Source organism: Streptomyces longisporus, assembly GCF_039532765.1.
In the GTDB taxonomy this organism is placed as follows: Bacteria; Actinomycetota; Actinomycetes; order Streptomycetales; family Streptomycetaceae; genus Streptomyces; species Streptomyces longisporus.
Map to the genome: position 1 here is coordinate 94853 of NZ_BAAASG010000001.1, position 23444 is coordinate 118296.

Below are 23444 nucleotides of genomic sequence, written 5' to 3' on the forward strand. Positions count from 1 at the left end.
GCATCACCGCATGGCGAAAGGGGTGCCCCCGGCTTCTGGGGGCACCCCTCCCGCGCTCCGCAGTGAATTTGTCGGCCAGTGGTGGTGCTCTGGGGGCACTGACCTGCCCGAACGCGGACAGGCGCGTCTGCTGGTCGGGCTACACCTGGCCAAGCACTACTTGCCGGTGACGCGGTGGAAGGTCCACCGCTGGTTGGAGCCGCCGGTGTCGCGGTACTGGATCAGTGCGGCGCCGTCGGCCGTGCTGCCCCCGCTGACGTCGAGCACCTTGCCGCTGTTGCGGTTGACCAGGATGAACTGGCCACCGGCCTGTGCGCGCAGCTGCCACTGCTGGCTCGTGCGGCCGTCGGCGGGCATCTGCACGACCCGCGCACCGTCCGCCAGTGAGGACCCCGCCACGTCGAGGACCTTGCCGCTGTTGACGCAGGTGATGGTGTGGTAGCCGTCCGCGGTGGACTGGAAGGTCCACTGCTGGTTCGGTCTGCCGTTGTCGGGCCACTGGATCACGTAGGCGCCGTCCGCGGTCGAGGCGCCGGAGACGTCGGCGACCTTGCCGCTGCGCATGCTGACGCACGTGTAGGTCCGGGTGGGAGCGACGGTGTACTGCACCGAGTCCACGTCGACGTAGCCGGTGTTGTTCGGGTTGTAGGTGTAGAGACCCACCCGGTCGCCGCGGTAGCCGCCCCAGGTGAGATGGTAGGTGCCGCCGAACGAGGTGAACGCGCTGCCGTCGAGGCTGTAGGAGAACCGGCTCACTCCGTCGACGTCCCAGGTGGTGCGCAGCCACACGGCGTCCTGCGTGACGGCCGGGCCGTAGGTCAGGGTGCCGCCGGCGTTGTGAGCGATCGTGGTGGTGGTGCCGGAGCGTCGGACACCCAGTCCGGCGTAGGTGGCCGCGTAGTGGCACAGTCCGGCGTGCTGGCCGTCGGCGAGGCCGGCCAGTTCGAGGCGGACGGTCACCGTCGCGCCGCCCGCGGTGCGCAGCACCCGCTGGGTGAGGGTGTTGCCGACCTTGGTCAGGTTGTCGGCCGCCAGCGGGGCGAACGCCTTCAGCCGCAGGTAGCCGGGGCGTTCGGTGAGCGACCAGTGGTCCGCGCGCGGCTGGTAGTACCACTCCCACTGCGGCTTGAGGCGGGTGTCGGTGAACAGGTCGCTGGTCACCACGGGGGGCAGTGCGTCGAGGGGCAGGCCGGGTGTGCCGCCGGCGGGTACCTGGCCGGTCCACACCATGGTGCCGATGCCGTCCGCGCCCACCTGGCCCAGGATCGGCCAGCCGTCCACCCAGGTCACCGGCAGCAGGGACAGCGGCCTCCCCTCCCAGTCGCCGTGGCCGTGGTGGGTCACGAAGTACCAGGTGCCGTCCGGAGCCTGAACCAGCCCTCCCTGGTTGGGCTCGCGGTCCACCGCGGCGTTGACGTGCTCCAGTTGCCGGGTCTCGTACGGGCCGTAGAGGCTGGAGCCGCGGTTCATCATCAGCACTCGGCCCTCGGACTTCACCTCGCTGTACAGGTGGTAGTACAAGCTGTTGATCTTGTACAGCTTGTTGGCCTCGCTGCCCGGCGACTGGTGGATGACCGTGGGCGAGCCGACCAGCGACTTGCCGTCCTCGGACAGTTTGAAGAGGTTTATCTTGTAGCCGTCCGCGTAGTGCGTGGTGACCAGGTAGCCCTGTCCGTCGTCGTCCCAGAAGGGGCACGGGTCGTCCCAGCCGGAGGTCCGCCACACCGCCGTCAGCGGATCCCACGGCCCGCTCGGCGAGGGGGCCGACGTCATGAAGAAACCCTCGTCGGGGGTGTTGAAGTACACCCAGTACCGCCCCGCGTGGAAGCGGATGGCCCCGGCCCACACTCCGCGGCCGAAGCGGTTCATCCGGTCCCAGTTCAACAAGGGGCCGATGTTGGTGAGATCGTCGACCGCGCCGCCCAGCGTCCGCCAGTTGACCAGGTCCGTCGAGTGCAGAACGGCCACGCCGGGCGAGTACCCGAACGTGCTGGTGATGCCGTAGTAGTCGGCGCCGACCCGGATGCAGTCCCAGTCGCTGAAGTCGCCAGGGAGGACGGGGTTGACGTAGGTGCCGTCACCCTGGTCCCCCCACTTCCCGGCCGACAGTGCGGCTGCCTCCGCCGTGCTCGCCGGCAGCAGGCCCGGCAGCAGGAGCGCCCCGGCGCCGACCGCGGTGAGCCGGCCGAGCTGTCGTCTGGTGATGTCCACGAATGTCCGTCCTTGCCCCAGGAGTCATCACGGGTAGGGGAGGGGTTGTGCGCGAGCACGCGGTTGGTGGAGGCCGGCAGGGGATGGTGCCGGCCCGCGTCGTCAGTCCACGTTCACCGCCTGCCACAGCTGGCTGTCGGCGTTCGTGTCCGTCGTCTGCACGAGCTGGGCGCCTGCTGATGTCGAGGAGCCCGACACCGCGAGCAGCAGGCCACTGTTCACGTTCTTGATCTTGTAGTAGCCGTTTCCGGCAGCGGTCAGTTTCCAGTGCTGGCTGTCAGCGTTGTCGTCGGCCTGCTGGATGACGGTCGCGCCGTCCGCGGTGGATGCGCTGGTGACGTCCATCAGCAGGCCGCTGTTCTGGTTGACGATCTCGTAGCTGCCGTCACCCAACGCGACGAACCGCCAGTCCTGGTTCTGCGCTCCGGTGTCGTTCCATTGGATGACGTTCGCCCCGGCGGAGGTCGATCCGCCCGAGACGTCGGCCGCCTTGCCGCTGCTCTTGTTGAGGACCTTGTAGAACGCGTTCTTTGCGGGGAACGGGATGGAGGCGAACGCGTCCAGCGCGCAGACGGTGTTGGAGGAGGCGGCGTTCTTCGTTCCGTCGCAGACGACCTTGATGGTGTGCGAACCCGCCGGGAGATCCGTCTTCTCGAACAGCGGCACCTGTTTCGTCACCGTCGGGGCGTAGGCGTCGATGCCCGACTGCGCCAGGGTGCCGTCGATGTAGACGTCGACCTTGCCCATGTTCGGCTGCTTCATGCCGAGATACCGGACGCCCGAGCCGGTGAACGAGTACTGGACGTAGTCGCCGGACCTGTTGGTGTACCTCTCGGATCCGTCGAAGTCCTTGGAGTCGTTCCAGTTCGACCAGGCGGAGGAGTAGGTCGGACCCGAAGCCTTGTCGTCGACGTAGGCCCATCGCTGCCGTACGAGGGACTTCGAGGCGGCGGACGCGTTCCCCTGGGCGTCCACGACGTAGAGGCGGTAGTCGCCGACCGTCGGCGGGACACTGATGGTCGTCGCCGTGCCGGTCGCCTTGGTCATGGTGGGGCCGGCGGCGAACGTCGTCGTACCCGAGGGAGCCAGCCAGAGCGTCTTGGTCGCGTCGCCGAGGCTGCGGACGGGGATGGACGACACGCCCTTGCCGGTGAACGTGCTCGCGGGCAGAACGTAGTCCTGATCACCCAGGTTGCTCCGGGGGACGAGGTCCTTGTAGGCGTCCTCCAGACCGGAGTTCACGGCGATGCTGTACGCCTGCGACGGCCACACGTCGTCCGAGTACGCGTGCACGTCCTGGATGGTGCTGTTCGGGACGCTCTTGCTGGCGATCTTGTTGACGGTGCCGTAGGTGTTCGTGATGGTCAAGTCGTGCTGGCGGCCCCAGGTACCGGAGTTGATGGTGTAGGCCACGTTCGGGTCGACGTCGAGCACGTTGTCGTGGAAGTCGAGGTAGGCGGACCCCTCATCGGGGTGCAGTCCGTACTTGCGGCCGGCCGGGACGCCCTGGACGTAGTTGTTGCTGATCACGGTGCCCGGCTGGCTCCCCAGGTCGTAGATGGGAGCGGAGTCGCCAAGCACCTGCATCGTGTCGACGATCTGGTTGTGGCTGACGGTGTTGTTCTTCGCCGTGGTGGTCGGTGTCCCGGGATTGATGGAGTTCGCCGAACCGTCGAAGTTCCACCATCCCCAGCCGAGGGTGATGCCCGCCCACGGGGACTTCTCGATCCGGTTGTGCTGCACGGACAGCGTGTCGGTGAAGTACGCCGACACGGGGCTGGACCCCTGGAACAACACCGCACTGTCGTAGAGGTAGTTGTCCGTGATCGAGATGTTCTTGCAGACTCCCTCGACGTTCACCGGGTACTTCTCGTGGTTGGTCGAGGTGTAGTCCCCGACGTACACGTGCTGCGGGTGCCCCACGGTGATGGCCGATCCGGCTGTGTCGTTCGTGACGTTGCCGGTCAACTGCGAGTCCGTCACGTCGTTGACCAGGCTGATGCCGTCCGCGCCGGTGTGCTGAACCGTATTGCGCTGCAGGACGATCCCGTCGGCGTTCTCGATCTGGATGGCCCCCGGCGGCAGGTCGACGTTGCGGTAGGTGTACGCGTGGAAGTTCTGCTTCGCGTACACGGTCGAGCTCGCGTTGCCCTGTTGTCCCTGGCGGAAGGCGGAGCCGGCGACGTTGACCAGGTTCCAGTCGCTGTGCTCGACCGTGAGCCCGGAGAACGTGATGTTCCGCGCGTGGTCGGTCGTGGAGGTACCGGCGATCTTGATGAGCGTGGACACGTTGTTCGGCGCGAAGACCTGCGCCGACGCCATGTTCTCGGAGCCGGACCTGTAGTAGTAGAGCGTGTGGCTCGTCTTGTCGAAGTAGAACTCGCCGGGCTGATCCAGGAATTCGTACGCGTTCATGAAGGTGTGGCTGCCGCTGCCGGCCTTGAAGTTGCCGTTCGGCGGTGCCTGGGCGATGGCCGCGCCCGGCTCCTGGAACAGGGCCACCCGACTGGCGCCGTCCGAGCTCGTGGTGATCTGGCGGACGCCCACGATGGCCGTGGTCCAGGTCGTCGCCGACTCGATCTCCACGTCGTCCTGGTTGGAGGCGACGGCGGGAAGGTCGGAGAGGCTGTACTTGGCCCCGTCGCACTGCGAACCCGACTCCCACGCCCAGGAAGCCTGGCCGGCCGTAACGGCGTAGGACCCGTAGCACCCGGCCGAGTTGATCGTCTTGGAGGCCATCTTGGCGCGCTTGCCGTTGACATAGAGCGAGCGGAGCTTGATGTTGCGGTTCAGCGTGGCCTTCCAGATGTTCCCGCTGTGCTGAGTCCAGCCGGTCACCTGAACGCCCCCGTCCAGCACCGGCTTCTCGCCCGGGTAGGCGGCGTACACGACATGGTGGCCGTTCGTTCCGGAGTCGGCCGACGTGAAGTCGATGGTGCTGCTCACCGGGTAGTCACCGCCACGGAGATAGACGGTGATGTCTCCGGTCATGTCGCTGTTGACCGTGCGCACCACGTCGCGTGCGTGCTGCAGGCTCTTGAACGGCGCCGTGATCGTCCCGGCGTTGGCGTCGTCGCCGTCGGGGGCGACGTAGTAGGTCGCCCGGGTCACGGCCGTGGCCGTGGTCGGCGTCGTGAGGGAAGTCAGCAGCGCAGCCGAGCACGCCATGCCAATCACTGCTGACAGCCTGCGGACGCTCGGCAAAGCGTTCATGTGGCGGCTCCGGGTTCCGTTGGTTTGCAGAGGCCCGAGTAGGGCGGGGGGAAGTCGGATGAGACGGCTACATCGATATCAACGAGGCAAGAAATTAGCCGCCTCATCAAGGGAGTCGTCAAGGGTGCGTACGGCACTTCTTTGATGGACTCAGGGCGATGGGCTTAGCTTATGCGCTATTTTGCCCGGCAAAGTTAGTGTATGGGCTTGAAAGTACAAGGCTTGCATTTGTGATCTTGATTAGCATGAGTACGACTTATCAACTGCCGCCTTCGGTCGGCAAGGACTCAACTCCCCGGTTCCTGGCTATTGCCCGTGGCGGGTCGTCGCCGTAGCCTCCTCCCAGGCCATAGATCCGATGTCTCGTTGGTCAACTTCCCCTTTTCCGTTGTGCACTCCAGCTGTCAGCGCAAGGCCGTCAAGGGACATCGGATCTCTTTTCATCCCTCCCGGAGGCAATTGCGGGCCCCGGGCGGCAGGCGGTCGCCGCCCTGTGGCGATGGGGTCCGCAGCCCTGGGTGTCCTCACACCTCCTCGAAGGAGCATCAATGCCGTTGTTCCGTCCCAGAGCCGCCGGCCTCTCCGGCGTGCTCGGCACGCTGGCAGGGCTCATATGCACCGCGATCGCCGTGCCCAGCCCGGCGTACGCCGCCACGCCGACCGTGCTGTACGCGTCGCCGTCCGGGTCCGGCAGCACCTGCTCACTGAGCGCGCCGTGCAGCCTGGACGGCGCCAAGCGCAAAGTGGCGGGCCTCGCCCCTGGCATGGCCGCCGACATCGAGGTCTATCTGCGCGGCGGCACCTACCGCCTGTCCCAGGCGTTCGCTCTGGGCGCGTCCGACTCCGGGCGCAACGGCTTCAAGGTGGTCTACGCCGCCTACCCGGGTGAGAAGCCCGTCCTCAGCGGGGCGACGAAGGTCAGCGGGTTCTCCCTGTTCGACAGCGGCAAGAACATCTACCGCGCCGCCGTGCCGGCCGGCACGCAGAGCCGGCAGCTGTTCGTCGACGGAGTACGCGCCCAGCGCGCACGCGGTCCGCTGAACCCCTCGGGTTTCACCCTCTCCGGGGCCGGCTTCACCACCAGCGACTCCTCCTACACGTCGTTCACCAACGCCTCCTCCGTGGAGATCGTGAACAACAACGCCTGGAAGCAGATGCGTTGCCCGCTCGCGAGCATCACCGTGCCCAGTGGCGGCGGGTCCAGCCTCAACGTCGACCCGGCCTGCTTCAAGAACAACAACACCTCGGTGCCCAACCGGGGCTTCCCCTTCAACGGCGCCGGACTGCCGAAGCTGAGCTCCATCACCTATGTGGAGAACGCCTACCAACTGCTCGACGCCCCGGGCGAGTTCTACCTCGACAGCTCGGCGGGCTTCCTGTACTACAAGCCGCGCGGCGGTGAGGACCTCGGCACCGCCGACGTGGAACTGCCCACCACCGAGACGCTGCTGAACGTCAGCGGCTCGCCGGGCCACCTCGCCCCGGTCAACGACACGGACCCGGCCATCACCTACACCGGCTCCTGGAGCTCCTCCAGCGGGCGCAACCTGGGTGACCTCTACAACGACGTGCACGCCACCACGACCAACGGCGACTCGCTGAGCTACACCTTCACCGGTACCGGGATCGACGTGCTCTCGGAGACCAACAGCGACGAGGGCGGCATCGACGTCTACATCGACGGCACCAAGGTCCAGAGCGTGTCCGCCTCCGGCTCATCGCGGCTCGCCCAGCAGGTCGTCGCCTCCGTCAGCGGCCTCGCCAAGGGCCGGCACACCATCAAGCTGGTCAAGACCGGCGGGACGAACATGATCCTGGACGGCTTCACCGTGGTGCCGGACGCGATCACGCCCGCGCACGACATCACCTTCCAGGGCCTGACCTTCGCCTACACCACCTGGACGCTGCCCTCCACGGCCGGCTACATCGACAACCAGGCCGGCGTGCTGTGGGACCCCGGCAACCACAACGCCCCCATTCGCATCCCCGCCGCCGTCCAGGTCCACCGCGGATCCGGCATCACCTTCACCGGCGACGAGATCACCCACACCGGCGGCACCGGCATCGACCTCGCCGACGGCACCCAGGACTCCACGATCACCGGGAACCTCATCCACGACACCTCCGGTGGCGGCGTCTCCGTGGGCGAGGTGGACGACTACTACCTCACCGACACCCACCGCATGACCACCGGCGACACCGTCTCCCAGAACGGGATCTCCGACGTCGGCCGGGACTACTCCGACGCCGTCGGCATCTGGGCCGGCTACACGCGCGACCTCACCATCTCGCACAACGACATCGGCCACACCCCCTACTCCGGCATGTCACTCGGCTGGGGTTGGGGCTACGCCTCACCGTGCTCCATGCAGTCCGCCCAGGGCCTGCGCACCTGCCAGCACGGCACCATCTACGCCGGCGGCAACCAGATCCTGGACAACCACGTGCACGACGTGATGAACATCCTCTATGACGGCGGCCCCATCTACACCAACGGCGGCCAGGGCAACGGGGACGGCTCCACCACGTCGATGCTCGCGGGCAACCTCGTCGAGGTGGGCAACCACACCAACAACAGGCTGTACCAGGACGAGGGCAGCTCCTACTGGAACACCCACGACAACGTCACCCGCATCGGCGGCGGCAACTGGATCGGCATGTGGACGCCGACCATCCACGACATCAACATCCACGACAACTACTCCGACACCACCAACTACAAGAACAGCGGCACCAACATCACCTTCAACCAGGCCACGATCGTCTCCGGCGGCGCCTGGCCCTCCGCCGCCCGGGCCGTCATCGCCGCCGCCGGCCCCGACGCGGCCCATCAGCCGCTGACCGGCAGGATCGACGACGACGACACCGCCATCTCCTACACCGGCAGCTGGACGGCGAACGGCAACCGCGGCGCGGGCGACTACGAGGACGCCGTGCACGCCACGGGGACCAACGGTGACACCGCCTCGCTGACGTTCACCGGCACCGGCGTCTCGGTCATCGGCGAGAAGAACACCGACCAGGGACAGGTCGAGGTCTTCATCGACGGAACCTCCAAGGGCCTGGTCGACACCAGCGCCACCACCCGCCGGGCCCAGGTGGTCATCTACAGCACCAGCGGACTGACCGCGGGCAGCCACACCGTGCAGTTCGTCAAGCGCAGCGGCACCTGGGCGACCCTGGACGGCTTCGAGGTCACCGGCGTCCACAACGACACCGACTCCTCCCTCGCCTACACCGGCGCCTCCTGGCGCTACTACGCCAACCGAGGTCTCGGCGACTACAAGGACGACGTCCACGCCACCACGGCCAACGGCGACTCGGCCACCGTCACCTTCACCGGCACCGGGATCAGCCTCGTCACCGAGACCAACTCCGACGAGGGCACCATCGCGGTCTCCCTCGACGGCGCCTCCCGGGGCACCGTCGACGCATCCTCCGCGAGGCGCCAGGCCCAGCAGACCGTGTACTCCGTCAGTGACCTGCCCCTCGGGCGCCACACCCTCACCCTCACCAAGACAGGAGGCACCTATCTGGTGATCGACCGGTTCGACGTGCGATGACCACGCGGCGGCCACCGGGCGCCGTCTGTGCCCGGTGTCCCCGCCGGAGGTTGATGCCAGGACTCGAACCTGCGCGCACGGCCCCGTAGGGAGCGCGCACGGCATCCCCTTGCCCGGTCGGTTAGGGTCGCCTCGTGGCGGACGAACCGGCTCCGTCGCGTGAACTTGACCGGCCTGCGGTGGATCGCGACTGTGGTGCACCCTTCACTGTGCCCTCGGTGTGCCCTGATGTGCCCTCTCGGTGGGTGGTCGGGGGCAAAAGTGCAGGTCAGAAGGCTGTGTGGGGGTACTGTGCGATTGAGAGTGGAGTTCACGACCGAGCCCTTCGATCTCGACGAGGCGCCCGCGCACGCGGTGGTCGCCCGCCAGGTCATCGAGGCGGCCGAGCTGGACGAGGTGGACGTCGGCCCGTTCGGCAACACGGCGGAGGGCGCCGCCGACGCCGTGCTGAGTGCCGTGGACGCGCTGCTCCGCCAGACGCTCCAGGCCGGTGCCACCCGGGTCTCGCTGCAGGTCAACGTGGTCGGCGCGGCCGGGGAGGGCGCCGAGTGACCGGCACCGGGGACGAGCCGTTCATCACGGCCGTGAAACCACTGGTCGACGCCATGGGCGGCGAGCTGCTCCCGCCCGACGAGGCCGGCCCCGACGACGTCGTGCTCGCCTGGGAGGGCGCCGACGTGGTCGCCGTACGCCTGCCCCAGCTCGCCGACTCCCTCGACCACATCCTCGCCGCCATGGAGCGCAAGCAGGGCAAGCCCCTGGCCGACCTGGACCGCAAGGCCAAGCAGGAGGTCGTACGGATACTCGAGGCGCGCGGCGCCTTCTCCGTACGGCACGGCGTGGAGACCGTCGCGGGCGCCCTCGGCGTCAGCCGGTTCACGGTCTACAACTATCTGAACCGTGAGAAGGAGGGCTGAGGGGCCCTCCCGGGGTCGCCGTCCGGTCAGGTTTGTTACCCCGAATTTTCAACAAAGTGTTGACGCGGCGTCGCGCGGGGGCGTTAGCTAACGGCAGCCCGTTCAGCACGAAGGCCGTTCTCGCGGCCACGGAGGCACCCGTGACGTCGACTTCCACGCCCCCGGGCCTGGCCCGGTTCAACGTACTGGAGGAGCACGCGGCCTTCGCCGCCCTCCACGAGGCGTGTGCCTCCACCACCTGGGCACGGCGGCTGCTCGCCGCCCGCCCGTACGCCACCGCGGAGGACCTCTTCGCCGCCAGCGACGCCGCCATGGCCGAGCTGAGCGCCGAGGACCTGGCCGAGGCGATGGCCGGGCACCCGCCGATCGGCCGCCCCAAGCCGGGGGACCCCACCTCGGCCCGGGAACAGCGCGGCATGGCCGGCGCCTCCGAGGAACTGAAGTCGGAGATGCTCGAACTGAACCTGGCCTACCAGGACAGGTTCGGCCATGTCTTCCTCATCTGCGCCACCGGCCGCACCGGCGAGCAGATGCGGGACGCGGTCAAGGAGCGGATCGGCAACTCGCCGGAGCAGGAGCGGGAGATCGTCCGCACCGAGCTGGGCAAGATCAACCGCATCCGACTGGCCCGACTCGTCGAAGAGGAAGCCTGACACCATGAGCACCAGCACCACCGCCTCCGTGTCCACGCACATCCTGGACACCAGCGTCGGCCGCCCCGCCGAGGGCGTCGCCATCGAGCTCTCCGCCCGTAGCGGCAGGGAAGCCGCGTGGCAGGCGCTCGGCGGTTCCGCGACCGACGCGGACGGCCGGTGCAAGGACCTGCCGGCGCTGCCGGAAGGGACGACCCACGTACGGCTCGACTTCGCAGTGGAGCCGTACTTCGAGAAGAAGCAAGCCGATGCGCAGCAGGACGCCCCCGCGAATCGGGACAGCGGTGCCGTGTTCTTCCCCGAGGTGGCGATCACCTTCGCCGTGAAGCCCGGGGAGCACTACCACGTACCGCTGCTGCTCAACCCGTTCGGCTACTCCGTTTACCGAGGGAGCTAGCAGACACATGCCCACGATCCTGGGACAGAACCAGTACGGCAAGGCCGAGAACCGAGTCGTAAAGATCACGCGGGACGGCGCCACCCACCACATCAAGGACCTGAACGTGTCCGTCGCGCTGAGCGGCGACATGGACGAGGTCCACTACTCCGGCTCCAACGCCAACGTGCTGCCGACCGACACCACCAAGAACACGGTGTTCGCGTTCGCCAAGGAGCACGGCATCGAGTCGGCCGAGCAGTTCGGCATCCACCTGGCCAGGCACTTCGTGACCAGCCAGGAGCCGATCAAGACGGCCCGGATCCGTATCGAGGAGTACGCCTGGGAGCGGATCGCCGCCTCCGACGCGAACTCCCAGTTCATCGGCGCGGACGAGGTCAAGCACTCCTTCGTGCGCAAGGGCCAGGAGACCCGGCTGACCCAGATCACCTACGACGGCTCGTCGTGGGAGGTCGTCTCCGGTCTCAAGGACCTGACGGTGATGAACTCGACGAACTCCGAGTTCTGGGGCTACGTCAAGGACAAGTACACGACGCTGCAGGAGGCGTACGACCGCATTCTGGCCACGTCGGTCTCGGCCCGCTGGCGGTTCAACTGGACCGACGACGAGCAGCGGATGCCCAACTGGGAGAAGTCCTACGAGCAGACGAAGAAGCACATGCTCCAGGCCTTCGCCGAGACGTACTCGCTCTCCCTGCAGCAGACCCTGTACCAAATGGGTTCGCGCATCATCAACAACCGCAGCGAGATCGACGAGGTCCGCTTCTCGCTGCCGAACAAGCACCACTTCCTCGTCGATCTGGAGCCCTTCGGCCTGAAGAACGACAACGAGGTGTACTTCGCCGCCGACCGCCCCTACGGCCTGATCGAGGCGACGATCCTGCGGGACGGCTGCGAGCCGAAGATCCCGGTGGACCTCACCAACCTCTGAGCACCTTCCGGGCAGCTCGATATTCGGCACCCGTGACCGGGGAACCCGCCTCCCCGCGTCCCCGGTCACGGCACTCAAAACTCCTAGGGTCCTGCCGTGCCCTCTCCACAAAAGTCCACTGAGCGAAAAGGACGAATCATGGCAGCAGCCCAGCGCATCGTCATCGAGAACTGTTCGATCGCAACGGTCGACGCCGACGACACCGAGTACGCCAACGGGTACGTCGTCATCGCCGGCAACCGCATCGAGGCGCTCGGCGCGGGCAGAGCCCCCGAGGGCCTGGAGAACGTCGTACGCCGTATCGACGCATCCGGTCACCTGGTGACCCCCGGCCTGGTCAACACCCACCACCACTTCTACCAGTGGATCACCCGGGGCCTGGCCACCGACCACAACCTGTTCAACTGGCTGGTCGCGCTGTATCCCACCTGGGCGCGCATCGACGAGCCGATGGTGTACTCGGCCGCCCAGGGATCCCTCGCGATGATGGCCCGCGGTGGCGTGACCACCGCCATGGACCACCACTACGTCTTCCCGAAGGACTCCGGCGACCTGTCCGGCGCCATCATCCGCGCCGCCCGCGAGACGGGCGTCCGCTTCACCCTCGCCCGCGGCTCCATGGACCGCAGCGAGAAGGACGGCGGCCTGCCCCCGGACTTCGCCGTCGAGACCCTCGAAGGCGCCCTCGCCGCGACCGAGGCGACCGTCAAGGAGCACCACGACGCCTCCTTCGACGCGATGACCCAGGTGGCCGTAGCGCCCTGCTCGCCCTTCTCGGTCTCCACCGAACTCCTGCGTGAGGGCGCCCAGTTGGCCCGCCGTCTCGGGGTGCGTCTGCACACCCACGGCTCGGAGACCGTCGAGGAGGAACAGTTCTGCAAGGAGCTGTTCGGCATGGGCCCGACCGACTACTTCGAGTCCACCGGCTGGCTCGGCGAGGACGTGTGGATGGCGCACTGCGTCCACATGAACGACTCCGACATCGCCGCCTTCGGCCGTACCAAGACCGGTGTCGCCCACTGCCCGTCCTCCAACGCCCGCCTCGCGGCCGGCATCGCGCGGGTCCCCGACATGCTGGCGGCCGGCGTCCCGGTCGGCCTCGGCGTCGACGGTACGGCGTCCAACGAGTCCGGCGAACTGCACACCGAGCTGCGCAACGCCCTGCTCATCAACCGCCTCGGCGCCCACCGCGAAGCCGCCCTCAACGCCCGCCAGGCGCTGCGCCTCGGCACCTACGGCGGCGCCCAGGTCCTCGGCCGCAGCGCCGAGATCGGCTCCCTGGAGCCCGGCAAGCTCGCCGACCTGGTGCTGTGGAAGCTGGACACCCTCGCCCACGCCTCCATCGCCGACCCGGTCACCGCGCTGGTCTTCGGCGCGGCCGCCCCGGTCACCGCCTCCTTCGTGAACGGCCGGCAGATCGTCGAGGCGGGCCGCCTGCTGCACATCGACGAGGACGCCATCGCCCGCTCCACGCGGGCCGAGGCCCGGCGCCTGGCGCAGATCGCCGCGCAGGGCTGAGCGGTCGAAGATCTCCGGTCGAGGGGGACGGCCCTCGACCGGTAGCCGTGGACCCCAGCGGTTCCATGGCGGCCGTCTCCGGGGCGCGCATGGACGTGCGTGCCCCGGAACGGTCACCGTCACCTTCCTTCCAGGCGGTCCCTCCCCCACTCTCGAATTCGCTCGAGCGGGAGGTACCCCCATGACCGCGCACCACCTCCAAGAAACCCACGTCAGAGCCGACGTGTTAGCTGACCCGGAGGAACCGCCGTGACCGCCCACCCCGTCGACGAAAAACTCCCCGCACTCAAAATGGCCACCACCGGCCTGCAGCACGTGGCCGCCATGTACGCGGGGGTCGTCGCCCCGCCCCTGATCGTCGGCGCGGCCATCGGCCTGACCGGCAGCGAACTCACCTTCCTCACCGGCGCCTGCCTCTTCACCGCGGGCCTCGCCACCTTCCTGCAGACCCTCGGCATCTGGAAGATCGGCGCCCGGCTGCCCTTCGTCAACGGCGTCACCTTCGCGGGCGTCGCCCCCATGACCGCGGTGGTCGCCTCCACCAAGGACAAGTCCGACGCCCTGCCGATCATCTTCGGCGCGGTCATCGTCGCCGGGCTGCTCGGCTTCATCGCCGCCCCGTTCTTCAGCAAGGCGGTCCGCTTCTTCCCGCCGGTCGTCACCGGCACCGTCATCACCCTCATAGGCGTGTCCCTGCTGCCGGTCGCCTTCGGCTGGGCACAGGGACCCAACCCCACCGCCGGCGACTACGGCTCCACGACCAACCTCGGCCTGGCGGCCGCAACGCTCCTGATCGTGCTGGTGCTTCGCCGCTTCACCCGCGGCTTCGTCAAACAGATCGCCGTGCTGCTCGGCCTGATCGCCGGCACCCTGCTCGCGATCCCCTTCGGCGCCACGGACTTCGGGCCGGTCACGGACGCGGCCGTCATCGGCTTCCCCACGCCGTTCCACTTCGGGGCGCCCCGCTTCCAGCTCGCGGCGATCCTCTCGCTGTGCGTGGTGATGGTGGTCTCGATGACCGAATCCACCGCGGACATGCTGGCGCTCGGCGAGATCGTCGAACGCCCGGCGGACGAGAAGACCATCGCCGCGGGCCTGAGCGCCGACACCCTCGGCTCGGCGCTGAGCCCCCTGTTCAACGGCTTCATGTGCAGCGCCTTCGCCCAGAACATCGGCCTGGTCGCGATGACGAGGATCCGCAGCCGCTACGTCGCCGCCACCGGCGGTGGTTTCCTGGTCCTGATGGGCCTGTGCCCGATGGCCGCCTCACTCATCGCCGTCGTACCGCGCCCGGTGCTCGGCGGCGCGGGCGTGGTCCTGTTCGGCTCGGTCGCGGCCAGCGGTATCCAGACCCTCGTCAAGGCCGGTCTGGACAAGGACAACAACGTCCTGATCGTCGCCGTGTCGCTGGCCGTCGGCATGATCCCGATCACCGCGCCGGACTTCTACCACGCCTTCCCGCAGACCGCGAAGATCGTCCTCGACTCGGGCATCTCCACGGGCTGTGTGGCGGCGGTCCTGCTGAACCTGGTCTTCAACCACCTCGGCAGGAGCCGGGACGAGCAGGACGTCACCCACCCCATGGAGGCCGGCGAGCAGATCGCCGCCGCCCACTGAACCGTCGGTGCGGGGCACGGTAATGGCCGTGCCCCCACCGGCGATGGGGCAGTCTGTCTCCCATGAATGAGTCCGGTCGCGTCGAGGCCTTCAGCGACGGCGTGTTCGCCATCGCCATCACCCTGCTCATCCTGGAGATCAAGGTTCCCGCGGTCGGTGAGCACGGCGGTCTGTGGCACGCGCTGGGCGCGCAGTGGCCCTCGTACGCCGCCTATGTGGTGAGCTTCCTGGTCATCGGCATCATGTGGATCAACCACCACCAGCTGTTCAGCTACGTCGCCCGCGTCGACCGGACGCTGATGTTCCTGAACCTGCTGGTGCTGATGGTGGTGGCCGCGGTGCCGTGGCCGACCGCGATGCTCGCGGAGTATCTGCGCGAGGACACGGCCTCGCATGTGGCGGCGGCCGTCTACAGCCTGGTCATGGTCCTGATGGCGCTCACCTTCCAGGCCCTGTGGTGGCATCTGACCCGCACCGGCCACCTCTTCGACTCCCGTGTCGACGTACCGGCGGCGCGGGCGACCCGCGCACGCTTCGCGCTGGGCTCCCTGGCCTACCCGGTGACGGTGGGCCTCGCCTTCGTCTCAGCCCCGCTGACCCTGGCGGCCCACGGTCTGATCGCCCTGTACTACGCGTTCAATCAGGTGCCGGTGCCGACGCGTGAGGCCCCGGCCAGTTCATGAGGTTGGCCAGCAGCTCGGCCTGCTCGATCGCGTCATCCAGCGCATGGTGAGTATGGCGACGCCGGGACAGCAGATGGCGCGGCATCGTGCCCTTGGCGACCGCGCGCAGCGGCAGCCCCGCCTTCGTCGCGTACAGCGTCTTCATGTCGAGGCAGCCCGAGTGCCCGAACGGGCTCGCAGCGGTGAAGCGGATCAGGTACCAGTACAGGAACGTCCAGTCGTACGAGGCCGGGTAGCCGCACATCACGGGCTGCGCGCCCGCGCTCACCTCGCGCACCCAGTCGCTGAACTCACCCAGTGCGACGGCGGGTTCGGCGCCCTCGCTCTGCAGGCGCTCCCGGTCGAGCCCGCTCACCGCGAGCGCCTCCGGGACGAACTCCTCGCTGATCGGGCGAAGTTCGCGGTAGAAGGTCTGCCGCTGCGGGTCGGCGGCCGTGAACCCGTCGGCATCCTGTGTCCCGGCGACCGACGCGCCGAAGCTCAGCATCGAGTACGGGCCGGGGATGGGGCCGTCGGCCTCGATGTCGAGGGAGATGTAGCGGCTGGGTCTGATACGTCGTGCGGCCATGAGGGTGGAGCATCGCAGGCGGGCAGGGGTGCCCGCATCCGATTTCAGCCCCGGCGGATCGCCTGGCAGGGCGTCGCGACCGGCAGGCGGCCGGTGAAGTACGAGCGGGGCGGTACGCCCATCAGGGTGCGGAAGTCGGTCGTCATGTGGGACTGGTCGTAGTAACCGATGGCGGCCGCCAGTTCGGCCCACGGGCAGGTGCCGGCGAAGTCCAGTACCGTGCGCACCCGGTTGATACGGGCGTAGTGCTTGGGGGAGAGGCCGACGCCCTCGGCGAACAGGTTGCGCAACTGCCGCTCGCTGACCGCGAGTTCGCGCGCCACGTCACCCACCGGGGCAGGGGTGCGACCGGTGCGGACCGTCATCGCGTCGACGCCGGCGCGCACCAGCTCGGTGCGGGAGCGGTCCGCGGCGTCCGCGAGCCACTCGGGGAGCACCTCTGCGAGGTGGGCCAGGGCCTCCTCGGGCTCCAACCGGCGCAGGAAATCGTCCAGTTGGCGGGCCGGCAAAGTCGCAAGCTCCTCCAACCGCACCGCACGGCCGACGAGGTCGACGGCCGGGATGCCGAGCAGGGGGCGGACGGTTCCCGGCGCGAGCCGCAGCTCCACACAGGAGGCACGGCGCTTGCCTCGGTGGTAAGAGGCGCGGACCCGCGGGCCGACGACCATGGTGGTTCGGATGCCGTGTTCCCCGGTGCGCACGACCACCTTGGTGGTGGCCTCCGGGAGGTGGACGAAGGGCTCCGTCGGCACGTCGCCGACCGTCACGGATCCGATGCCCGCGATCCACGGGCGCAGCACCTCGGGCGTGGGCAGGACCTCTCGGGACACGATGTTGGTCACCCCTCCACCGTAAGCGCGCCGCACGGCCGCCCGGGCTCCGCAACCGTGCCGGAATTTCCAAGAGTTCGGGGCCGCGCGCGGCCCACCGTGATGGACATGATCCTTGTGACGGGTGCCACGGGCACCATCGGCAGTGACGTCGTACGACAGCTCGCGGCACGCGGCGAGAAGGTCCGTGCCCTGACCCGGGAGCCTGCGCGGGCGCGGGTGCCGTCCGGCGTGGAGACCGCGCCGGGCCACCACCGCGACCGTGCCTCGGTCGAGGCCGCGATGGCGGGTGCGGAAGCCGCCTTCCTGGTGGGGGTGTTCGGGCCGGACGACGCCGAGCACGACCGCGGGCTGGTCGAGGCGGCGCGGGCCGCGGGCGTACGGCGCATCGTGAAGCTCTCCTCGATCGGCACCGGCGACCCCGAGCTGGGAGTGTTCGCGACCTGGCACATGCCCGGCGAGCAGGCAGCACGGGACAGCGGCCTGCAGTGGACGGTCCTGCGCCCCTCCTCCTTCGCCTCCAACACCCTGACCTGGGCCGCGGCCGTCCGCGAGGGCACCCCCGCGCCGAACATGATGGGCGACGGCAGGCAGGGCGTCGTCGACCCGCGGGACGTCGCCGAGATCGCCGTGGCCGCACTGCTCGACCCCGGCCACGCTGGACGCACGTACACCCTGACGGGTCCCGAGACCCTCAGCGCCCGCGAGCAGGCCGCCGTCCTCGGCGAGGTCCTCGGCCGTCCGGTGCCCCTCCACGACTTCTCGCCCGCCGAACGCCGCGAACAGTTCCTCGCGGCCGGCCTGGGCGAGACGTACGCCGACAGCCTCATGGCCGCCGCCCGCTTCATCGAGGACGGCGGCAACGACGTCGTCACCGAGGACGTACGGCAGGTCCTGGGGCGGCGGGCGCGGACCTACCGGGAGTGGGCCGAGGACCACAAGGGGGCGTTCGGGGAGGTCTGAGACGAGGGGGCGTCACAGCCCGAACAGGGCCGGGTCCGTGGAGAGTTCCTTGAAGAACTCCCGCGGGTTCGGGAGCAGCCGACGCTGCTTCAGGTCCATCAGGCCGACGACCGCGGTGACCTCCGCCGCCACCGTGCCGTCGGCCTTCCGTATCGTCTGCTCGATGTGGAAGGTCTTGCCGCCGCCCCACTCGAAGGCGCAGGTCACCTCGACCTCGTCGCCGGCGACCAGCTCACGCCTGAAGCGCAGGGTGGTCTCCAGGGCCGCCGGGCCCACGCCCTTGGCCACCAGGGTCGCCTGGGTCATACCGGCCGCATGCAGTAACGACCAGCGGGCGTGCTCCGCGTAGTTCAGGTACACGGCCTGGTTGAGGTGCCCCAGCACATCGGTCTCGTACCCGCGCACGGTCACCGGGACGGAAAACGGTTCGGTCACTGCTCCCTCTCCTCGTACAGCTCGCAGTACAGCTCGTACTGATGGACGATGCGACCGACCGATCTTGGCATGCCTCGCTATGCCCGGCGGGGTGAGGCCAGCAGATAACGCGCCCTGGACCGTGGGTCGTTGTGCTCGCCGACCTGCCAGCCCGCCTCCTCCAGCGTGGCCGCGCAGGCCCGCAGCGCGGCCGGATCCGGCTCGTGCACGGCGACCGCCTCCGGCTGCGGTGTCGCCCTCACCCGGTAGCCGACCAGGTCAGCACCCGCCGGACGGTGGCCGGCCGCCTCCAGGGCGAGCGCCGCGGCCTGCACCAGGTGCGCGCGCTCCCAGCCGCACGGCCGGTCCAGGGCCCCGTCCGGATTGGTCATCCGCCGCAGCTCCAGCAAGCCCTGCCAGGCGCTGCGCACCTCGCGCCCGCGGGCCGGACCGGCCTGCGGCGGCTCCTCCTCACCGCCGACGCGCGCGGCGAAGACACCGCTGTCGGCGGTCGCCTCGGTCTCGGGCGCAGGCGTCCCCGGCTCCCCGGCCTCCCGTATGCGATGCCCGGCCGGCGTCAGGAAGTGGTCGTGCGGCGGCCGCGGGTGCCGGAAGGCGAACCCCCACTTCACCAGCGCCGCCAGCTGCGCCTCCGTACCCCTCAGCCGCCCCGTCACCGGATCGGCGGCATCGATCACACGCCGCTGAGCGGCGGTCGGTGGTCGTGTCACGGCATGCTCCTTCCCGTCGCCGGGCCCCCTGTCCCACCTCCTGAGAGGCTACGAGGAGGGTCTGACAACGGCCGGTGACCGGCGCTCACGCCCCGGGCCGCACGTTCCATCCGGCGATCACCGGCCGCCCGTGCTCCGTCCCCAGCCGGCACACCGTCCCCGTGGCCAGGCGGCATCGATCACACGCCGCTGAGCGGCGGTCGGTGGTCGTGTCACGGCATGCTCCTTCCCGTCGCCGGGCCCCCTGTCCCACCTCCTGAGAGGCTACGAGGAGGGTCTGACAACGGTCGGTGACGGGCGCTCACGCCCCGGGCCGCAGGTTCCATCCGGCGATCACCGGCCGCCCGTGCTCCGTCCCCAGCCGGCACACCGTCCCCGTGGCCAGCTGGAACAGGGCACCGCCCGACGGCGGCAGCCCCAGCCGCCGGGCCGTGAACACCCGCAGGAAGTGGCCGTGCGCCACCAGGACCACACAGCCCTCGATGTCGGCGAGTGCCGCGTCCACCTTGGCCAGCATGCGGTCCGCGCGTTCGCCCACCTGCTCGGGGGTCTCTCCGGGGTGGTCCGGCGGGCCCGGCTCCACCCCGTCCCGGAACAGGAACCAGTCCGGCCGGGTGCGCTGGATCTCGACGGTGGTGATCCCCTCGTAGCCGCCGTAGTCCCACTCCCGCAGATCCGGGTCGACCCGCACGTCCTGCAGCCCGATCAGCTCCGCCGTCTCCCGCGCCCGCTGCAGCGGACTGACGAACGCGGCCCCGATCCGGTGCGAGCGGATCAGCGGCACCAGCTGCCTGGCCTCCTCCCGGCCGCGCTCGGTCAGCGGCACGTCCGTCCAGCCGGTGTGCCGTCCGGACCGCGACCACTCGGTCTCACCGTGCCGCACGAGAAACACGTCGCCCATGCCGCGCACCCTTCCCGTTCGGACCCGCCGGACACGGCCGTGCAGGCCTTGTCCCACCGTGTCACGAGGCCGAGGCCGCCCGCAGTACGGCATCGGCCAGACGGCCGTTCTCGGGGGAGGCGCCGACGCCCGAGGGGAAGGCGAAGCGCCGCCGTGTGTAGGCGTAGGCCACCCCGCTCGCCGGGTCGGCGAAGGCCAGCGAGCCCGTGGCGCCGCTGTGTCCGAAGGACTCCTCGCCGAGGAGCGGGTAGCGGCCGGCCAGGTACTCGAAGCCCACCGCGAAGTGGTCGTCGCCGCCGGTCACCAGGTCGGGGCCGGGTGTCCGCAGCCCGCCGAACAGGGCCGTCGTCTCACGGGTGAGCAGGGGCGCCCTGCCGTCCACCGTGCTGATCGCGGCCGCGTACATGCCGGCCACCCCACGCGCGTTGCCGACCCCGCCCGAGGACGCCGGGCCGAGGGCCCGGGTGCGGCGGTCGTTCGCGAAGGCGAGCAGGTCGGTGGGCTCGGGCGCGTTCAGGTTGAAGGCGATGTACCGGATGCTGCCGGGGACGGCCGCCCGTGCCGCCAGCGCGGCGGCCTCCTCGGGGGTGGGAACGAGCGGCTGCACCTCCCGCCACCGCGGCTCCAGCTCCTCGGGCTGGCCGAGGTGGAAGTCGAGGCCGTAGGGCGCCCGGATGCGCTCCTCGTACAGCTCCTGGATCGACTTCCCGGTGGCCCGGCGCACCACCTCGCCGGTGAGCGCGCCGATGACGAGCCCGTGGTAGCCGTAGCCGCTCTGCGGGTCCCACAGCGGCTTCTGCCCGGCGAGCCGTGCCGCCATGAGCCGGTCGTCGGCCAACTCTTCGGTGCTGAACCCGCCGTCGGGGATGCCGACCAGACCGGCCCGGTGCTCCAGCAGCTCGCGCAGCGTCAGCCGCTCCTTGCCCTCCACCCCGAACTCGGGCCAGTACGCGGCCACTTCACGGCCCAGATCCAGCACGCCGTCCTGCACCAGCAGGGCGACGACGAGATGCGCCGCGCCCTTGGTGATGGAGAACAGACTGGTCAGCGAGTCCCCGTCGATTCCCTCCCCGGCCCACAGGTCCACCACCCGCCGCCCGTGGTGGTACGCCACCAGCTGCGCACCGGGCTCGTGCCGCTCCCCGGCGAGGAAGGCGGCGAACTCCTCGCGCACACCCTCGAATCCCTCGGACACCGTTCCCTGTACGTCGTGCGACATGCAAAGCCCCCTGTTCGGTGATCGGATACGGCATCCACCAACAGAGGGCCGTGGCACGGCATTCCCGCTACTGGCGGTATCCGCTCAGGAACCGCCCGATCCGCCCGATCGCCGCCTCCAGATCGTCCGCGTACGGCAGCGTCAGGATCCGGAAGTGGTCCGGGGTCGGCCAGTTGAAGCCGGTGCCCTGCACCACCTGGATCTTCTCCCGCAGCAGCAGGTCCAGGACGAACTTCTCGTCGTCGTGGATCCTGTGCACCTTGGGGTCGATGCGCGGGAACGCGTACAGGGCGCCCTTCGGTTTCACGCAGGAGACGCCCGGGATCTCGTTCAGCTTCTCCCAGGCGACGTTGCGCTGTTCGTGGAGACGGCCGCCCGGCGCGGTCAGCTCGCGGATCGACTGACGGCCGCCGAGCGCGGCCTGGATGGCGTACTGGGCGGGCGCGTTGGCGCACAGCCGCATGGAGGCCAGCATCGTCAGGCCCTCCAGGTAGTTCTTCGCGTGCTGCTTCGGGCCGGTCACCACCAGCCAGCCCGAGCGGAAGCCGGCCACCCGGTACGTCTTCGACAGACCGCAGAAAGTGAGCACCACCAGGTCGGGGGCGAGCGCGGCGGCCGAGTGGTGCACGGCGTCGTCGTAGAGGATCTGGTCGTAGATCTCGTCGGCGAAGACCATCAGGCCGTGGCGGCGGGCGAGGTCGAGGATGCCCTCGATGATCTCCTTGGGGTAGACCGCGCCGGTGGGGTTGTTCGGGTTGATGATGACGACGGCCTTGGTGCGGTCGGTGATCTTCGAGGCCATGTCGTCCAGGTCCGGGTACCAGTCGGCCTGTTCGTCGCAGAGGTAGTGGACGGCCTTGCCGCCGGCGAGGGTCGTGACCGCCGTCCAGAGGGGGAAGTCCGGGGCGGGGATCAGGATCTCGTCGCCGTCCTCGACCAGTGCCTGTACGGCCATCGAGACCAGCTCGGAGACGCCGTTGCCGAGGAAGACGTCGTCGACGTCGACCTCCAGGCCCAGGGTCTGGTAGCGCTGGGCGACCGCACGGCGGGCGGAGAGGATGCCGCGGGAGTCCGTGTAGCCGTGCGCCTGCGGGAGCATCCGGATCATGTCCTGGAGGATCTCCTCCGGCGCCTCGAAGCCGAACACCGCGGGGTTGCCGGTGTTCAGGCGCAGCACGCTGTGGCCCGCCTCCTCCAGTGCGTTGGCGTGCTCGATCACCGGGCCGCGGATCTCGTAACAGACCTCGCTGAGCTTGTTCGACTGCCGGAACTCCATGCTCGCTCGCCCCTCCGGTTTCGTGTGTTGCTTGGTTTTACCAAGTTCGAGCTTGGAAAGTCCAACAACATGTCTAGACTGCGTCGCATGTCACGACGCCGAAGCTACGACCAGTACTGTTCCGCCGCCCGCGCCCTCGACCTCGTCGGCGACCGCTGGACCCTGCTGATCGTCCGCGAGCTGCTGGCCGGCCCTCGCCGCTACACGGACCTGCACGCGGACCTGCCCGGCGTGAGCACGGACGTACTCGCCTCACGGCTGAAGGACATGGAACGCGACGGGCTCAGCACGCGCCGCCGGCTGCCCCCGCCCGGTGCGGCCTACGTCTACGAACTCACCTCGCGTGGGCGGGAGTTGCTCCCCGTGCTGCAGGCGCTGAGCGTATGGGGCCAGGGCGAACTCGGTGAGCGCCGGCCCACGGACGCCCTGCGCGCCCACTGGTTCGCGCTGCCCCTGCTGCGCTCACTGGAGGGGGAGGGGCTCGTCGAGGTCCGGCTGGAGGAGGGGGACTTCCACCTGTACGTCGGCGCCGAGGCCGGCCCGCTGTACGGCGACGGGCCCGCCCCCGGGGACCCCGACGCGCGACTGACCCTGGACGCCGAAACGGGCGCGGCCCTCGCGCGAGGCGAGTTGGCCCTGACCGAGGCGGTGCGGCAGGGGCGGGTCGACGTCACCGGCGAGGGCACCTTGGCGAAGGCGCTGCGCGAGGCGTGAGACGACAGAAGCCCCTCGGGCCCACGCCTTCTGTGCGGGTGTCAGGCGCCAGGCGGCGCCCCTGAGGGCTGCAGAAGGGCCGTCGGCGCGGGCGGGCCATTTGCCGAGGTGCCTGGTGTCCGGCG

At 69.3% G+C, this 23444-nt stretch carries 20 protein-coding genes; 11 read left to right on the top strand and 9 right to left on the bottom strand.

Going from position 1 to position 23444, the window contains the following annotated elements; all coding sequences use genetic code 11:
* Nucleotides 1-156: 156 nt before the first annotated feature.
* Both ABD355_RS00390 and ABD355_RS00395 read right to left on the bottom strand, forming a co-directional pair.
* The gene (locus tag ABD355_RS00390) at nucleotides 157-2211 is read right to left on the bottom strand and encodes a family 43 glycosylhydrolase (protein ID WP_344397897.1); all 2055 of its coding nucleotides are present in this window, start codon (nucleotides 2209-2211) and stop codon (nucleotides 157-159) included.
* 102 nt (nucleotides 2212-2313) lie between these two features.
* Nucleotides 2314-5379, bottom strand: a complete 3066-nt coding sequence (locus ABD355_RS00395; RefSeq protein WP_344398122.1) for an RICIN domain-containing protein — start codon at nucleotides 5377-5379, stop codon at nucleotides 2314-2316.
* 593 nt (nucleotides 5380-5972) lie between these two features.
* Between ABD355_RS00395 and ABD355_RS00400 the strand changes: the two genes are divergently transcribed.
* From ABD355_RS00400 to ABD355_RS00440, 9 genes are all read left to right on the top strand, one after another.
* Nucleotides 5973-8987 carry a hypothetical protein gene (locus tag ABD355_RS00400; RefSeq protein WP_344397898.1) on the top strand — a complete coding sequence of 1005 codons (3015 nt, stop codon included), beginning with the start codon at nucleotides 5973-5975 and terminating at the stop codon, nucleotides 8985-8987.
* A gap of 291 nt (nucleotides 8988-9278) precedes the next feature.
* The gene (locus ABD355_RS00405) at nucleotides 9279-9539 is read left to right on the top strand and encodes a thiamine-binding protein (RefSeq protein WP_344397899.1); all 261 of its coding nucleotides are present in this window, start codon (nucleotides 9279-9281) and stop codon (nucleotides 9537-9539) included.
* Entirely contained in the window at nucleotides 9536-9904 is a 369-nt protein-coding gene (locus ABD355_RS00410; protein ID WP_030940519.1) for a helix-turn-helix domain-containing protein, read from the top strand. The genes ABD355_RS00405 and ABD355_RS00410 overlap by 4 nt, the downstream gene beginning before the upstream one ends.
* Before the next feature lie 140 nt (nucleotides 9905-10044).
* Nucleotides 10045-10557: a 2-oxo-4-hydroxy-4-carboxy-5-ureidoimidazoline decarboxylase gene (uraD, locus tag ABD355_RS00415; protein WP_344397900.1), complete on the top strand. Its 513-nt coding sequence runs from the start codon at nucleotides 10045-10047 to the stop codon at nucleotides 10555-10557.
* Between the two features lie 4 nt (nucleotides 10558-10561).
* Complete coding sequence (gene uraH / locus ABD355_RS00420; RefSeq protein WP_344397901.1) at nucleotides 10562-10954, top strand: hydroxyisourate hydrolase; 393 nt, start codon at nucleotides 10562-10564, stop codon at nucleotides 10952-10954.
* 7 nt (nucleotides 10955-10961) lie between these two features.
* Entirely contained in the window at nucleotides 10962-11885 is a 924-nt protein-coding gene (gene pucL / locus ABD355_RS00425) for a factor-independent urate hydroxylase (protein WP_344397902.1), read from the top strand.
* Nucleotides 11886-12023: 138 nt separating this feature from the next.
* The gene (locus ABD355_RS00430) at nucleotides 12024-13403 is read left to right on the top strand and encodes an 8-oxoguanine deaminase (protein ID WP_344397903.1); all 1380 of its coding nucleotides are present in this window, start codon (nucleotides 12024-12026) and stop codon (nucleotides 13401-13403) included.
* A gap of 249 nt (nucleotides 13404-13652) precedes the next feature.
* Nucleotides 13653-15020: a nucleobase:cation symporter-2 family protein gene (locus ABD355_RS00435; protein ID WP_344397904.1), complete on the top strand. Its 1368-nt coding sequence runs from the start codon at nucleotides 13653-13655 to the stop codon at nucleotides 15018-15020.
* A gap of 62 nt (nucleotides 15021-15082) precedes the next feature.
* Complete coding sequence (locus tag ABD355_RS00440) at nucleotides 15083-15703, top strand: TMEM175 family protein (protein ID WP_344397905.1); 621 nt, start codon at nucleotides 15083-15085, stop codon at nucleotides 15701-15703.
* Here the strand turns inward: ABD355_RS00440 and ABD355_RS00445 are convergent.
* Nucleotides 15657-16271 (bottom strand): 3'-5' exonuclease, encoded by a 615-nt coding sequence (locus ABD355_RS00445; RefSeq protein WP_344397906.1) that lies wholly within the window; start codon nucleotides 16269-16271, stop codon nucleotides 15657-15659. The genes ABD355_RS00440 and ABD355_RS00445 overlap by 47 nt on opposite strands.
* 44 nt (nucleotides 16272-16315) lie before the next feature.
* Nucleotides 16316-17113 carry a helix-turn-helix domain-containing protein gene (locus ABD355_RS00450; RefSeq protein ID WP_344397907.1) on the bottom strand — a complete coding sequence of 266 codons (798 nt, stop codon included), beginning with the start codon at nucleotides 17111-17113 and terminating at the stop codon, nucleotides 16316-16318.
* A gap of 96 nt (nucleotides 17114-17209) precedes the next feature.
* On the opposite strand from ABD355_RS00450, the gene ABD355_RS00455 reads away from it, so the two are divergent.
* The gene (locus tag ABD355_RS00455; protein WP_344397908.1) at nucleotides 17210-18064 is read left to right on the top strand and encodes an NAD(P)H-binding protein; all 855 of its coding nucleotides are present in this window, start codon (nucleotides 17210-17212) and stop codon (nucleotides 18062-18064) included.
* Between the two features lie 12 nt (nucleotides 18065-18076).
* Here ABD355_RS00455 and ABD355_RS00460 read toward each other — a convergent pair whose 3' ends face one another.
* From ABD355_RS00460 to ABD355_RS00485, 5 genes are all read right to left on the bottom strand, one after another.
* Entirely contained in the window at nucleotides 18077-18499 is a 423-nt protein-coding gene (locus ABD355_RS00460; protein ID WP_344397909.1) for an acyl-CoA thioesterase, read from the bottom strand.
* Between the two features lie 77 nt (nucleotides 18500-18576).
* Entirely contained in the window at nucleotides 18577-19209 is a 633-nt protein-coding gene (locus ABD355_RS00465; protein WP_344397910.1) for a hypothetical protein, read from the bottom strand.
* 301 nt (nucleotides 19210-19510) lie between these two features.
* On the bottom strand, nucleotides 19511-20110 hold the full coding sequence (locus tag ABD355_RS00475; RefSeq protein ID WP_344397911.1) for a histidine phosphatase family protein: 600 nt from the start codon (nucleotides 20108-20110) through the stop codon (nucleotides 19511-19513).
* A 61-nt stretch (nucleotides 20111-20171) separates the two neighbouring features.
* Complete coding sequence (locus tag ABD355_RS00480) at nucleotides 20172-21329, bottom strand: serine hydrolase domain-containing protein (RefSeq protein WP_344397912.1); 1158 nt, start codon at nucleotides 21327-21329, stop codon at nucleotides 20172-20174.
* A gap of 67 nt (nucleotides 21330-21396) precedes the next feature.
* Complete coding sequence (locus ABD355_RS00485) at nucleotides 21397-22605, bottom strand: pyridoxal phosphate-dependent aminotransferase (RefSeq protein WP_344397913.1); 1209 nt, start codon at nucleotides 22603-22605, stop codon at nucleotides 21397-21399.
* Between the two features lie 87 nt (nucleotides 22606-22692).
* On the opposite strand from ABD355_RS00485, the gene ABD355_RS00490 reads away from it, so the two are divergent.
* Nucleotides 22693-23319 (top strand): winged helix-turn-helix transcriptional regulator, encoded by a 627-nt coding sequence (locus tag ABD355_RS00490; protein ID WP_344397914.1) that lies wholly within the window; start codon nucleotides 22693-22695, stop codon nucleotides 23317-23319.
* Nucleotides 23320-23444: the final 125 nt, after the last annotated feature.